Source organism: Kribbella sp. (assembly GCF_035655035.1).
Classification (GTDB): Bacteria; Actinomycetota; Actinomycetes; order Propionibacteriales; family Kribbellaceae; genus Kribbella.
The window spans coordinates 1-13,996 of sequence record NZ_DASRVN010000267.1 but is presented as its reverse complement, the minus strand read 5'-3'; the positions used below and the strand labels follow the sequence as shown (position 1 = coordinate 13,996).

General features: G+C 69.0%; 14 protein-coding genes. 10 read left to right on the top strand and 4 right to left on the bottom strand.

Features of this window, described 5'->3' with window-relative positions:
- On the bottom strand, positions 1 to 318 hold a 318-nt coding region (locus VFF46_RS15645; RefSeq protein WP_325037840.1), incomplete at its 3' end, for a DUF1931 family protein.
- Complete coding sequence (locus tag VFF46_RS15640) at positions 315 to 1,241, bottom strand: PrsW family intramembrane metalloprotease (RefSeq protein WP_325037839.1); 927 nt, start codon at positions 1,239 to 1,241, stop codon at positions 315 to 317. The genes VFF46_RS15645 and VFF46_RS15640, both read right to left, overlap by 4 nt.
- 234 nt (positions 1,242 to 1,475) lie before the next feature.
- On the opposite strand from VFF46_RS15640, the gene VFF46_RS15635 reads away from it, so the two are divergent.
- The 9 genes from VFF46_RS15635 (at position 1,476) to VFF46_RS15595 (ending at position 11,608) form a co-directional block, all read left to right on the top strand.
- Positions 1,476 to 2,678: a LuxR C-terminal-related transcriptional regulator gene (locus tag VFF46_RS15635; RefSeq protein ID WP_325037838.1), complete on the top strand. Its 1,203-nt coding sequence runs from the start codon at positions 1,476 to 1,478 to the stop codon at positions 2,676 to 2,678.
- Between the two features lie 44 nt (positions 2,679 to 2,722).
- Positions 2,723 to 3,127: a helix-turn-helix transcriptional regulator gene (locus VFF46_RS15630; protein ID WP_325037837.1), complete on the top strand. Its 405-nt coding sequence runs from the start codon at positions 2,723 to 2,725 to the stop codon at positions 3,125 to 3,127.
- 106 nt (positions 3,128 to 3,233) lie between these two features.
- Positions 3,234 to 5,120: a molecular chaperone DnaK gene (gene dnaK / locus VFF46_RS15625; RefSeq protein ID WP_325037836.1), complete on the top strand. Its 1,887-nt coding sequence runs from the start codon at positions 3,234 to 3,236 to the stop codon at positions 5,118 to 5,120.
- 5 nt (positions 5,121 to 5,125) lie between these two features.
- Positions 5,126 to 5,644 (top strand): nucleotide exchange factor GrpE, encoded by a 519-nt coding sequence (locus tag VFF46_RS15620; protein WP_325037835.1) that lies wholly within the window; start codon positions 5,126 to 5,128, stop codon positions 5,642 to 5,644.
- Entirely contained in the window at positions 5,644 to 6,621 is a 978-nt protein-coding gene (locus VFF46_RS15615; protein WP_325037834.1) for a DnaJ C-terminal domain-containing protein, read from the top strand. Before VFF46_RS15620 ends, VFF46_RS15615 begins: the two co-directional genes overlap by 1 nt.
- Positions 6,618 to 6,929: a chaperone modulator CbpM gene (locus VFF46_RS15610; protein WP_325037833.1), complete on the top strand. Its 312-nt coding sequence runs from the start codon at positions 6,618 to 6,620 to the stop codon at positions 6,927 to 6,929. Before VFF46_RS15615 ends, VFF46_RS15610 begins: the two co-directional genes overlap by 4 nt.
- Positions 6,920 to 9,547, top strand: coding sequence for an ATP-dependent chaperone ClpB (gene clpB / locus VFF46_RS15605; RefSeq protein WP_325037832.1), 2,628 nt, complete (start codon positions 6,920 to 6,922; stop codon positions 9,545 to 9,547). The genes VFF46_RS15610 and clpB overlap by 10 nt, the downstream gene beginning before the upstream one ends.
- Positions 9,544 to 9,978, top strand: coding sequence for a thioredoxin TrxC (gene trxC / locus VFF46_RS15600; RefSeq protein ID WP_325037831.1), 435 nt, complete (start codon positions 9,544 to 9,546; stop codon positions 9,976 to 9,978). Before clpB ends, trxC begins: the two co-directional genes overlap by 4 nt.
- Positions 9,979 to 9,994: 16 nt before the next feature.
- Positions 9,995 to 11,608, top strand: coding sequence for an FAD-dependent oxidoreductase (locus VFF46_RS15595; RefSeq protein ID WP_325037830.1), 1,614 nt, complete (start codon positions 9,995 to 9,997; stop codon positions 11,606 to 11,608).
- A 49-nt stretch (positions 11,609 to 11,657) separates the two neighbouring features.
- Here the strand turns inward: VFF46_RS15595 and VFF46_RS15590 are convergent, their stop codons facing one another.
- Both VFF46_RS15590 and VFF46_RS15585 read right to left on the bottom strand, forming a co-directional pair.
- On the bottom strand, positions 11,658 to 12,410 hold the full coding sequence (locus VFF46_RS15590; protein WP_325037829.1) for an AraC family transcriptional regulator: 753 nt from the start codon (positions 12,408 to 12,410) through the stop codon (positions 11,658 to 11,660).
- 146 nt (positions 12,411 to 12,556) lie between these two features.
- Positions 12,557 to 13,372: an SAM-dependent methyltransferase gene (locus VFF46_RS15585; protein WP_325037828.1), complete on the bottom strand. Its 816-nt coding sequence runs from the start codon at positions 13,370 to 13,372 to the stop codon at positions 12,557 to 12,559.
- 373 nt (positions 13,373 to 13,745) lie between these two features.
- Between VFF46_RS15585 and VFF46_RS15580 the strand changes: the two genes are divergently transcribed.
- Positions 13,746 to 13,996: DUF1876 domain-containing protein (locus tag VFF46_RS15580; RefSeq protein ID WP_325037827.1), on the top strand; the 251-nt coding region annotated here is incomplete at its 3' end.

Sequence of the window (13,996 nt, the reverse complement as noted above, 5' to 3'; positions counted from 1 at the left end):
GGCCTCGGTTTCCTCGCTGAGAGTGACGTCGAGTGGCGGCCAGGTCGCCAACTGCGCGAGTACGGGTTGCAACTCGACGTCCTCGTCGAGTTTCCGGAACGCATGGATGCTCTCCTGCAGGCCTTTGGTGATCGGGAGGTCACGTGGCTGGAGAACGTCGCGCCCGTTCGCGTTCGCCGTGGCCTGCCCGGCGAGGAGCAGGTCGTACAGCTTTTCGGAGACGAAGTCGCTGTGGCGTTTGACGTCGTCCTTGTCCACGTTCAGGCTCGCTGCGAGGCGGAAGAACCGTTCGAACCTGTTGACTGCCATCACGGTCATGGGGAGTCCTTTCGGGCTGATGAGTGTTGCGGGGTGCCTGCGGAGGTGCGGCGCCAGGCGACGCGGAGGGTGATCAGGCCGAGGAGTGCGACGACTGCGAGTGAGAGCAGGCTCAGGATGGTGAAGATCTCCGTCTGCTCCGCGGTCGGCTGGGGCAGGTAGCCACGGGACAGCAGCTCGTACTGCCACGGAGTCCCGGTGAACACGAAGGTCAGTGCAAGAGCGATGCTGTGGGAGTAGTCCCACAGCGCGTGGAGCACCGAGACCAGCAGATAGGTGAGTACGACGCGACCGGTGAGGCGGAAGCGCCCGTCGCGGGCGTAGTGGAACAGCACGCCGCCCAGGATCGCCGTCCACAGGCCATGGCCGAACGGTGTAAGGATGCCGCGGACCAGCTCGGTTTGGACGAGTGCGCTCAACGACAGACCTTGCACGGTGAGCACCGCGTTGAATGCGTACCCGGCGGTCTCGAAGGCGGCGAACCCGAGCCCGACCGCCGCTCCGGCCACGAAACCGTCGCGCGCATGCCGGTACGGCAGGTGTCTGGTGACGACGATCAGCGCGCCGAGCTTGGCGGCCTCCTCGATCAGCCCGACGCCGAGGAACAACCCCGGCGAGGGATGCAGGAGGTAGGCCTCCAGCAGGGAAGCGGCGAGGATCCCGAGGATGCCTCCGCCGATGAACGCGCTGACGAGCAGTTCGGCGGTCAGATGCCGATCGTGCCATCGCTGGTACACCCACATCATGACGGCGACGGGTACGACGAAGCTGCCGAGCAGGATCAGCGTGGGGACAAGGTTCACGTTGCCGGTCAGCAGGATCACGACCAGGCAGGCGATCCACAACGCCAGCCCGGTCAGCAGCAGCCGTGCCCAGGGACGACGACGACCTGGGGGACGGGTTCGGTGCACGGTCAGAGTCATGACAACCTCTTGGCGGGACAGGGCCGACGGTCTCGGCCGCAAGACTCCAGCCTGCTCGGATGCGGGCAGGCCACGCATCCCGCGATCAGGTGGTTGTCCGGTAGCCGGTCGGTTCCGGTTCGGACGATTCGCATCCGCCCGGATGGGTACCTCGTGGATGACTCCAAGTCAGCGCGCCGTGCTGGATCCGTCAGTGTGGCCAGGGGGTCGTACGACCAGCTCGACTTGTCGCGCATGGAGCAGCGGATGTTTGCAACGGCATCGTCTGCCTCGGCCCGGCCGCTCCGGGGCCGAGAGCGGGAGTGGAGATCGGTTCAGGCGGCTTTGGATACAGCCGCGGCCGGGCGAGGCGGGCTCGTCCTGGTCGACGGGCCGGCTGGAGCCGGCAAGTCGCGGCTGCTGGCTGCGACGGAGGACGGCGCCGCCGGCCGCGGGTTCGCCGTGGCACGAGTCGGTGCGGAAGATCTCGCTCAGGCCGGAGCCGAGCGCGGTAGGAGCGACGCCCGCCGCCCGCGGTTGATGTCGGTCGACGACGTACCAGGTTCCGCTGACGGCGTCAGTACGGCGTTGTCCCTGCTGCCGGCCCTGCTGACGCACCAGGCCGTCGTGTGGGTGGTGGCCCGCCGTACGGGCACCGTCTGCGTGGATGATTGGCAACCGCCGGGCGCCGTGCTGCTCGAGCTCGGGTCCCTTCCGGCTGGGGCCGTCTCCGATCTCAGCGCAGACATTCTCCACGGCCGGCCTGATGACGAGCTCTCGTCCCTGGCGGCCGGCGCCGCGGGCAACCCGTTGCTGCTGGTGTCGCTGTTGGAGGGGATCCGCGAGGAGCGATTGGCGACTGTCGCCGACGGAATTGTTCGACTGGTGCATCGACAGTTGCCCCGCCGCATGGAGGACGTCGTCGGCGGTTGGTTGCGCTCGCTCAGTTCAGCCGCGCGCAATCTGCTCGAGGTCGCGTCGTGCCTCGAACGGACGTTCACGATGGACACGTTGGCCGCCCTGTTCGGTGGGTCGCCGGCGCGGTTGCTCGCGCCGCTCGAGGAAGTGGTCAGACACGACCTGCTGCTGATCGGCCTGCAGGGGGTCTTGACCTTCCGGCACGAGCTGGTCCGTCAGACGGTGCTGCACCAGGTCCCGGGTGCGATCCGGGTCGCCTTGCGGGACGAGTCGCCGGGCCGGATCGGAGAGCTGCCGGCCACGGACGGCAGCGGCTGGGAGCTGCTGTCGGAGTCCGAGCGGAGTATCGCCGAGCTGGTGGCGGAAGGGATGACGAACCGGGAGGCCGCGGAGCGACTGTTCCTGTCGCCGCACACGGTCACGTTCCATCTGCGCAAGGTCTTCCGCAAGCTCGGCATCGATTCCCGCGTCGAGCTGACCAGAATCGCTCTTGAACGCGACAGGTGCGGCGACGGCCTGGATGCGACGTCCGGCGGATAGGAAGCGAGATGCCCGGCTCCTCGAGTTCCCCTCACCCCCGGCAGTTGGGATCGGCCGATCCGCAGACCCAGCGCCTGGTCGAGGTCGCGTCGGAGTTCGAGTACGTCGACGTCCGGCAGGTGGCGTCAACGATGCACCGGACCGTTGCCGAGCTCCTTCCGTCGGTGCATGAGGCATTGGACATCGGAGTCCTGGTCGAGGAAGGGCAGCAGCTGGCCTTCAACAACAATGCCGAGCATCCGTCCTTCGGGTGGGGAAGCCTGACGGAGGCCGAGTTGCGGGTCGCGCGGCTGGCTGCGGAAGCGTTGACGAATCAGCAGATCGCGGACCGGTTGGAGTTGTCCAGGCACACCGTCGAGTCCCACCTGCGGCATGCCTACCGCAAGCTGGACATCGGTTCCCGGGTCGAGCTGACCCGCCTGGTCGTGATCCACGAACCGTCCCGGTAACCACCTCGGGACTCCGCGATCTGGGGATGTGCCGCGCCGCGTCGGGGAGCAGGTTGGGAACCGTTCCGTGACCCAACGAGCACTCAGCGAGCGTCTGGAGGCAGACATGGCCAAGGCCGTCGGTATCGACCTGGGAACGACGAACTCGGTGATCGCCGCGATGGAAGGCGGCCAGCCGACTGTCGTGCCGAACGCCGAGGGAGCCCGGACCACCCCGTCGGTGGTGGCGTTCACGGACTCCGGGGAACGACTGGTCGGGCAACTCGCCCGGCGTCAGGCGGTGATGAACCCGAAGGGCACGATCACGTCGGCCAAGCGGTTCATCGGCCGCCGGTACGACGAAGTGGCCTCGGAGGCCCACGCCGTGTCGTACGACGTGGTGGACGGACCGGACGGCGCCGTACGGTTCAAGGTCCGCGACAAGCTCTACGCACCGGAAGAGATTTCGGCGCTGGTACTGCGCAAACTCGCCGAGGACGCCGGCCGTTTCCTGGGGGAGCGGGTGACCGAGGCGGTCATCACGGTTCCGGCGTACTTCAACGACGCGCAGCGGCAGGCGACCAAGGACGCCGGCAAGATCGCCGGTCTCGAGGTACTGCGGATCATCAACGAGCCGACCGCGGCGGCGCTCGCGTACGGCATGGACAAACTCGACAACGAGACCGTGCTGGTGTTCGACCTCGGCGGCGGCACCTTCGACGTCAGCGTGCTGACGGTGGGCGACGGCGTGGTCGAGGTCCGGGCGACCGCAGGTGACACGCACCTGGGCGGCGACGACTTCGACCGCCGTGTCGTCGACAAGCTGGCCGACGACTTCCAGCGCGAGGTCGGCGTCGATCTGCGTCAGGACCCGCAGGCGCTGCAGCGGCTCTTCGAGGCCGCGGAGAAGGCGAAGGTCGAGCTGTCCTCGGTGTCCCAGACGACGATCAGCCTGCCGTTCATCACCGCCAACGCCTCCGGGCCACAGCATCTCAACACGACGCTGATGCGGTCGACCTTCGACCAGCTGACGGCCGATCTGGTCGAGCGCTGCCTGGAGCCGGTCGAGCAGGCGATGGCCGACGCCAAGGCGACCGCGAACGACATCGACGAGGTCATCCTGGTCGGCGGCTCGACCCGGATCCCCGCGGTCCAGCAGCTGGTTCGCCGCCTCACCGGTGGCAAGGACCCGAACATGACCGTGAACCCGGACGAGGTGGTCGCCATCGGCGCCGCCGTACAGGCCGCGATCATCAAGGGCGAGGTCAAGGACGTCCTGCTGCTCGACGTGACCCCGCTGTCGCTCGGGCTGGAGACGATGGGCGGCGTGATGACGAAGGTCCTGGAGCGCAACACCACGATTCCGGCCCGGCGGACCGAGGTCTTCAGTACGGCGGAGGACAACCAGACCGCCGTGGACGTCGTCGTACTGCAGGGCGAACGCGAGCTGGCCGCGGACAACCGGGTGCTGGCCCGGTTCCGGCTGGAGAACATCCGGCCGGCGCCGCGCGGGGTGCCGCAGATCGAGGTCACCTTCGACATCGACGCGAACGGCATCCTGCACGTGTCGGCCCGGGACAAGGACACCGGCGCCGAACAGAAGGTCACGATCAGCGACACCTCCACGCTGGATCAGGCCGAGGTCGAGCGGATGGTCGCCGACGCCGAGGCGCACCGGAACGAGGACGTCCGGTTGCGCGAGCTCGTCGATGCCCGGAACACGCTGGACCAGGTCACGTATCAGGTCGAGAAGCTCCTCGCCGACCGCGGTGACGCCGTCGCGCAGCACGACCGGGCGCGGGCCGAGATGCTGGTCGGCGATGCCCGCCAGGCCATGCAGTCGCAGGACACCACGATGGAGCGGTTCCGTGAGCTGACCGGTGAGCTGCAGCAGATCGGGCAGGCGTTGAGCACCTCCGGCGGGCAGCCGAGCGGGGGCGGCCAGCAGCAGGGCGGCCGGTCCGGTGACGGTGGGGACGACGACGTGATCGATGCCGAGTTCTCGACGAGCTGATCGCCATGACGCAACAGGACGCTGACCAACGCGCTGAACCGACGCCTGAGGAGGACAGCGCCAACACCGAGCAGACCGCCGAGGCCCGTGATCTGCAGGCACAGGTCGAGGAGTTGGAGGACCGTTGGCGGCGCGCCGTCGCCGAGCTGGACAACTTCCGGAAGCGGACGGCACGGGAAGCCGAGCGGCAGCGCGAGGACGAGCGGGCGCGGGTGAGCCGGCGCTGGTTGCCTGTCGTCGACAACCTCGAGCTCGCGCTGGACCACGCCGGTGCCGGCGCCGATCCGGTCCTGGAGGGGGTGCGGGCGGTGCGGGACCAGGCGCTGGCCATCCTGGCCGAGTACGGCTATCCGCGGTACGACGACCTCGGCCGGGAGTTCGACCCGGTCCTGCACGAGGCGGTCGGCACGGCTCCCGCGCCGGGCTCGCCGCCCGGCACGATCGTGCACGTGGTCCGGCCGCGGTACGGCGACGCGCAGCGATTGCTCCGCCCGGCCGCGGTCATCGTGGCAGGGGACCACTGATGCCTTCCGACACCGACTTCTACTCGGTTCTCGGAGTGTCCCGGGGCGCGAGTCAGGACGAGATCCAGCGGGCCTATCGCAAGCTGGCCCGTCAGTACCACCCGGACATCAACAAGGACCCGTCCGCGGAGGAGCGGTTCAAGCAGATCTCCGAGGCGTACGACGTACTGAGCGATCCGAAGCAGCGGGAGCGGTACGACGCGTTCGGGCCGGACTTCCGCCGCGTTCCACCGGACATGGACCCGGCCGACTTCGCCCGGGCCCGGGCCGGCGCCGGGCGTCGTACCGGCTCGAGGGGCGATCCGTGGAGCGGCGGGACGGGAACCTGGGAGGAGTGGCCCGAGGGCGTCCGGTTCAGTACCGGATCGGCCGAGGGCATCGACCTGGACGACCTGCTGGGTGGCATCTTCGGCGGCCGCGGACGCCGCGGTGGCCCGATCCCGGGCTCGGACCAGGAAGTCGAGATCGAGCTGTCCGTCGAGGACGCCTACCGCGGTGGCAGCCGGTCACTGACGATCGAAGGGCCTGGCGGCACCCGCACGTTGACCGTGAAGATCCCGCCCGGCGTCGTCAGTGGCCAGCGGATCCGTCTCGGCGGCCAAGGAGCCCAGGGCTCCGGCGGCGGCGCGGCCGGCGACCTCTACCTGATCGTGCGGATCGCCGACCACCCGCGATACCGCCTCGACGGCCGCGACATCCACGTCGACCTCCCGCTCGCCGCGTGGGAGGGCGCACTCGGCGCGTCGGTCGAGGTCGCGACCCCGGGCGGTCCGGCAACGGTGAAGGTCCCGAAGGGTACGTCCACGGGCCGCAAGCTCCGGCTCAAGGGACGTGGGCTGCCCAACCCCAAGGGGCAGCCCGGTGACCTGTACGCCGACGTGAAGCTGATGGTTCCGCACCGGCTCACCCGCGAGGAGGAAAGGCTCTTCGAGGAGCTGGCCGGTACGTCGAAGTTCGATCCCCGGAGGCGGCGATGACCACCTACTACCTCGCGCGGCCGGACCGGCTGGCCCTGGACGACTTCGCCCGGCTGGCCGATCTCCACCCCGAGCTGGCCCGCCGGTTCGTGACGCTGGGGTTGCTGGAGGCAACGACCGGTGCGGACGGCGACCTGTGGTTCCGGCCCGGTCAGCTGAACCGGCTGGCCCGGATCCGCCGGCTGCGGGCCGGATTCGCGTTGAACTACGCGGCTCTCGGTCTGGTCCTCGATCTGCTGGACCGGATCGCCGTACTCGAAGCGCAGCACCGTCGCGACACCAGAGGAGGAGCCACGAGATGGACATGAACCGGTTGACGCAGAAGTCGCAGGAGGCGCTGCACGACGCGCAGACCAAGGCGCTGCGGTTCGGGCACAGCGAGGTCGACGGCGAGCACCTGCTGCTCGCGCTGCTCGACCAGGCCGACGGCCTGACACCGCGGCTGCTGTCCAACGCCGGTGCCGATCCGGACAAGCTGCGGACGGAACTGGAGGAGGAACTGTCCCGCCGGCCCCACGTCAGCGGCCCCGGAGCCCAACCCGGTCAGGTGCTGATCACCCAACGGCTGTCGCGCCTGCTGGATTCCGCGGACCGGGAGGCGCGGCGGCTGAAGGACGAGTACGTCTCGATCGAGCACCTCGTGATGGCGCTGGTGGACGAAGGACAGCAGAGCACGTCCGGGCGACTCCTGGCCGGACAGGGACTCACCCGGGACAGCTTCCTGGCGGCGCTGACCGCCGTACGCGGCAACCAGCGGGTCACGTCGGCAACCCCCGAGGGATCGTACGAGGCGCTGGAGAAGTACGGCCGGGATCTGGTGAAGGATGCGGTCGACGGGCGGCTGGATCCCGTGATCGGGCGGGATCCCGAGATCCGCCGGGTAATTCAGATCTTGTCCCGCAAGACCAAGAACAACCCGGTGCTGATCGGCGATCCCGGCGTCGGGAAGACCGCGATCGTGGAGGGCCTGGCGCAGCGGATCGCGAACGGCGACGTACCGGAAGGGCTGCGCGACAGGACGGTCTTCGCGCTCGATCTGGCGTCGCTGGTGGCCGGAGCGAAGTACCGCGGTGAGTTCGAGGAACGGTTCAAGGCCGTGCTCAACGAGGTCAAGGCCGCCGAGGGCCGGATCCTGCTGTTCGTCGACGAGTTGCACACCGTGGTCGGCGCGGGCGCGACCGAAGGCGCGATGGATGCGGGCAACATGCTGAAGCCGATGCTCGCGCGCGGCGAGTTGCACATGATCGGCGCGACGACGCTGGACGAGTACCGGATGCACGTCGAGAAGGACGCGGCGCTCGAACGGCGCTTCCAGCCGGTGATCGTCGACGAGCCGTCGGTCGAGGACGCGATCTCGATCCTGCGCGGGCTGCGTGAGCGGCTGGAGGTGTTCCACGGCGTGAAGATCCAGGACGGCGCGCTGGTCGGCTCCGTCGTACTGAGTCACCGCTACATCTCCGACCGGTTCCTGCCGGACAAGGCGATCGACCTGGTCGACGAGGCGTGCGCGATGCTGCGGACCGAGATCGACTCGATGCCGGCGGAGCTCGACGAGCTGACCCGGCGGGTACGGCGGCTGGAGATCGAGGAGGCCGCGCTGGCCAAGGAGGACGACAAAGCCAGCCAGTCCCGGCTGGACGAACTGCGCAAGGAGCTGGCCGACCTGCGCGGCGAGGCCGACGCGATGCGGGCGCAGTGGGAAGCCGAGCGGAACGCACTGCGGAAGGTGCAGTCCCTGCGGCAGGAGATGGAACAGGTGCGTCAGGAGGCCGAGCAGGCCGAGCGTGACTACGACCTCAACCGGGCCGCCGAGCTGCGGCACGGCCGGTTGCCCGAGCTGGAACGTCAACTGCAGGGGGAGGAAGAACACCTGGCCGAGAAGCAGCACGGCCAGCGACTCCTGCGGGAGGTCGTCACCGAGGAGGAGATCGCCTCGATCGTGTCCCGGTGGACCGGCATCCCGGTGCAGCGGCTGCAGGAGGGTGAGCGGGAGAAGATCCTGCGACTCGACCAGGTGCTGCACGAGCGGCTGGTCGGCCAGGACGAGGCCGTGCAGCTGGTCGCCGACGCGATCATCCGGGCCCGCGCCGGGATCAAGGATCCGCGCCGGCCGATCGGGTCGTTCATCTTCCTCGGGCCGACCGGGGTCGGCAAGACCGAGCTCGCCCGGACGCTGGCCGCGGCGCTGTTCGACACCGAGGAGAACATCGTCCGGATCGACATGAGCGAGTACCAGGAACGGCACACGGTCAGCCGGCTCGTCGGTGCGCCACCTGGGTACGTCGGCTACGAGGAAGGTGGCCAGCTGACCGAGGCGGTACGCCGCAAGCCGTACTCGGTGGTGCTGTTCGACGAGATCGAGAAGGCGCACGTGGACGTCTTCAACACCTTGCTGCAGATCCTCGACGACGGCCGGCTGACCGACGCGCAAGGCCGGACGGTCGACTTCCGCAACACGGTCATCATCATGACCTCGAACATCGGGTCGGCGTTCCTGCTCGACGGCGTCACCGACGACGGCCAGATCAAGGACGACGCCCGGGACGCGGTGATGGCCGAGCTGCGCGGCTACTTCCGGCCGGAGTTCCTCAACCGGGTCGACGAGATCGTGCTGTTCAAGCCGCTCACCCGGACCGAGATCGAGCGGGTCGTCGACCGGATGCTCGACGACCTGCGGACCCGGTTGGCCGACCGGCGGATGACGCTCGACGTGACTCCGGAGGCGGCTCGGCACATCGCGGCGGAAGGCTTCGACCCCGTGTACGGCGCGCGCCCGCTGCGGCGGTTCATCGCGCGGGAGGTCGAGACCCGGATCGGCCGGGCGCTGCTCGGCGGCGACATCCTCGACGGGGCGGTGATCCGGGTGTCGGTGCGGGACGGCGAGATCGTCGTACAGCACGAGAATCCGGCGGAGGCCGCGGCATGAACACGATCGAGTGTCCGCACTGCGGGCAGCGCAACCGGGTGCCGGCGGCGGCCGACGGTACGCCGCGATGCGGCCGGTGCAAGAACCCGTTGCCGTGGATCGTCGATGCCGGCGACAACGACTTCGCCGAGGTGGTCGAGCGATCGAGCATCCCGGTGCTGGTCGATCTGTGGGCGCCGTGGTGCGGGCCGTGCCGGATGGTCAGCCCGGTGCTCGAGCAACTCGCCACCGAGAAGGCCGGCGAGGTCAAACTGGTGAAGATCAACGCGGACGAAGCGACTGTCCTGTCGCGGCGGTTCGACGTCCGCTCGATCCCGACCCTGATGGTGTTCCGCGACGGAAAGGTCGTCGCGGAACAGATCGGTGCCGCATCGGCCCACGCTCTGCGGCCCTGGCTCGAGGACGCGCTGCACAAGAACCCGGTGTCGTGATCCAGGGGGCGTACCGATGAAGGAGACGCCGGATCTGTACGGCGCGTACCCGCGGCTCGAGGACTACCAGCTGGCGGAGCTCGGCCGGTTGGGAGATCGGCGAGCAGCCGGCGCCGGCGAGGTGCTGTACCGGGCCGGGGACCTGCCTGACGAGTTGCTGGTGGTTCTCGAGGGGCAGGTCGTCGTACTGGAGGATCTCGGGTCGCACCGGCGGATGATCGCGGTCCACGGTCCGCGCCGGTTCCTGGGGGAGATGGGGCTGTTCACCGGCCAACCGCTCTTCCTCACCGCGGAGGCTGCCGAGCCGGGCGAGGTCCTCGCCGTACCGGTCGACCGCTTGCGGGAGCTCGTTGCCCGGGACCAGCCGTTGGCGGATCTGATCCTGCGGTCCTTCCTGGTACGGCGGTCGCTGCAACTGTCGCTCGGTGCCGGCTTCGCGGTGATCGGGTCGCGTTTCTCGGCGGACGCCCGGCGGATCCGCGAGTTCGCCGCCCGGAACCGGTTGCCGCATCGCTGGATCGATCTGGAGCACGACGCGGACGCCGAGCGGCTGATCCGCGAGCTGGGTATCGAGCGGCAGGACACCCCGGTGGTCATCTGGCGGGGCGACGTACTGCGCAATCCGGACAACGACCAGCTCGCCGCTGCCGTGGGTCTCAAGCGGGCGGCGCCGGCGACGGCGGCGTACGACCTGGTTGTGGTCGGCGCGGGACCCGCCGGCCTGGCGGCCGGTGTCTACGCGGCATCGGAAGGGCTGGCTACGGTGGTTCTCGACGGGATTGCCACCGGAGGGCAGGCGGGTACGTCGTCGCGGATCGAGAACTATCTGGGGTTCCCGGCCGGGATCAGCGGTGCCGAGCTGGCCGATCGCGCGGTTGCCCAGGCGAAACGCTTCGGCGCCGACCTGGCCGTGCCGGCCGCGGTGACCGGATTGGAGCGGCGCGGTGGCGATCACGTGGTCCGGCTGGAATCGGGGGAGGAACTTCAGGCGCGCGCCGTCCTGGTTGCCTCAGGCGCCCGTTACCGGCGGCTCGACATCCCCGGACTGGACCGGCTCGGCGCCTCCAGCGTGTACTACGCCGCCACGGAACTGGAGGCGAACCTGTGCCGCCGGGACCCGGTGGTGGTCGTCGGCGGCGGCAACTCCGCCGGCCAGGCATCGGTGTTCCTGGCCGATCGCGCAGCCCGTGTCCGCCTGGTCGTTCGCGGTCCGGAGCTCGGCGCGAGTATGTCCAAGTATCTTGCCGACCGCATCGAAGCGACGCCGTCCATCGAAGTTCTGCTGCACAGCGAAGTGCGAGAACTTCGTGGCGACTCCACACTGGCCTGGGTCGTCATCGAGGATCTCGGCTCGCACCGGAGGCGGCTCGCACCGGCCGGCGCGCTGTTCGTCTTCATCGGCAGCGATCCGCACGTCGACTGGCTCGGTGGTCAGGTCGAGCTCGACGACCGCCGGTTCGTGCTCACCGGCAACCAGTTGCCCGGGGCCCGCAAACTTCTGGAGAGCAGCAGGCCTGGTGTGTTCGCGGCCGGCGACGTCCGCAGCGGCTCGGTGAAACGCGTCGCGGCAGCGGTCGGCGACGGCGCCTTGGCCGTCCGACTCGTCCACGAGTACCTCACCCACACCTGACTCGGCCCAACGGCACTGCGATCGGGGCCGGTGATCTTGTTCTGGCTCATCAGTCCTGAGGGCCAGGTCGATTGGATGCTGACACTCGCGCCCCGTCCCGGAAGCTCCTGGGTGATGAGCCGACCACACGACGGAACGCGGTGCTGAACGCGCTCTCGGACAGGTAGCCGGTGGCCCGGGCGAGCTCCGAGATCGACAGGGTGTCGCGAGTGAGAGCGTCACGTGCGAGTCTCATGCGCCACTGGATCAGGTATTCCAGCGGTGAGGTCCCGACCTGATCCTTGAAGGCCTGGGCGAACGCGGACCGTGACATGTGGCTGACGCCGGCGAGTTCGCCGACCGTCCAGGAACGTGCCACGTCCGCGTGCATGGCCCGTAGGGCGGCACCGATCCCGTCGTGGTTGAGGGCACCCATCCAGCCGATCGGCTGGTCGGTCTGACGGGCGTGGGCGCGCAGCATGTGCACCAGGAGGACTTGTGCGAGATGGTTCTGCACCAGTGGTCCTCCGGCGTCGGTGGCCTCGACCTCGGTGGCCAGCAGGTCGATCAGTTGTGCGAGCTGCCGGCCTCGGGGGTCGGCCACGCGGACGATCACCAGGGGCGGCAGCAGATCGGTCAGGATGCAGGCGTTCGCGTCGTCGAACGCAAGGTGCCCACTGCAGAGGTACGTATCTTCCGCGGGCTCCGGGCCGATGCGGACGACGCCGGCCTCGGCGCCTTTCCACAACAGCTCCGCCGGACGCGGGCTCGCGTCGAGAGTGCTGGCCAGGACGTAGGACGGCGGGTTGATCCCCAGACCCACTCGCTCCTGTGCCCGAAGCACCGGCACGGGACCAGTTGCTCGCGCCGGCGACCTTCCGGGCAGTTCACGCCGCCATGGCCTTGCCTTCCCCTGCCACTGACGCTTCGCGGTCTGTCGACGAGGGGATGGATTACGGCGTGGGCGTGTTATTGGACGCGGCCTACTGCGCCTACGAGGCAGCGGCGGATGGATGCGTGGTCGGGGGTGGTGCTTGGGGTGGGGCGCCAGTCGTCGCAGGGGACGAGGCCTGGTTCGAGGAGGGTTTGGGCGGGGAACAGTGCGGCGATCTGGTCGATGGGCCGGAACCAGCCGGTGCCGATGGGGCTGTCGACGAATGCGGTCTGCGCGGTGCTGGCCAGTTCGCGGAGGGAGTCTTGTTCGGGTACGGCGAAGTGGGAGATGACGGTGTACGAGCCGGGTGGCAGCGCGTCGACGTACCCGCGCATGACCTCGACGGGGCCGCGGTCGTCGGGGCAGTGCGGCAGTGTCGCGGTGTGGAGGAGGGCGACGGGTCGGGACCAGTCGAAGAAGTTCCGGACCGTGTCGTCGTTGAGGACGGCCTTGGGGTCGAAGATGTCGGCTTCGATCACGTCGACAGTGCTGCCGGCGAGGAGGGCGCGGGTGTGGGTAAGGACCATCGGGTCGTTGTCGACGTACAGGATGCGGGCGTGTGAGGCGATCTGGTGGACGATGGTCGATGTGCTGGTGGGGTTCGGGAGGCCGGGGCCGCAGTCGAGGAACTGGGTGATCTGGCCAGGCCCGGCGAGCCGGCTGAGGGTGCGTCGGCGGAAGTCCGCGTTGGCCGCGACGAGGCTGCTCATGCAGGTCAGTCGTTCCATGCGTTCGGCGAGGTGACGGTCGGGGGTGAGGTTGTCCTTGCCGCGGCTCAGGGCGTCCCAGACGCGGGTCAGGGTTGGTTCCTCGGGCGCCGGTCGGGCGTCGTCGTCGCGCTCGCTGCCCATTGGCTCACCACTTCATGTCGGGATTTCACCGGTGCGGAAATCACCGGCTGACATCTAGGAGACGGGCGAGCACCGAGTTCATGACGCGCAGCGGTCGTGACGGGAAGAGTGTCCCGGTGTCGGGAGGCGAAAGCCCTGCTCGGGACGGGAATGACCGGGAATCTCTGGTCGGTGGAGAGTGGGGTCGGACGGCTGTGGTTCGGGGTCACAGTGCGCGGCTGTCTCCTTCGGTAACACGTCCAGCACGCGCCGCTGCCAGTGAGCCCGGCAGGGCAGAAGTCCTCGGCTTCGGGGGACCGGACGGCCCTGGTGTGTGGGCGCCCGTCGTTCGACGATGGGCGCGAGAGCAGATTCTGGTGGAAGGAACGAGACGATGAGTACGACGATCACGAGTAGGCGCTGGCGGGTCGACATCTTCGTCGACGAGCACGAGGACGACCGGACCACGCATGCGGAGGCCCGCCTGCACACCAACGACAAGACGCACCTGGTGGGCCGGGGAGCTTCGCACCGGAACCCGGCGGACCGGGAGATCGTCGAGATCGGCGCCGAGCTGGCCGTGGCACGGGCCCTGTCCGACCTGGCGCACAAGTTGCTGCACGCCGCCGCGTCCGACATCGAGGC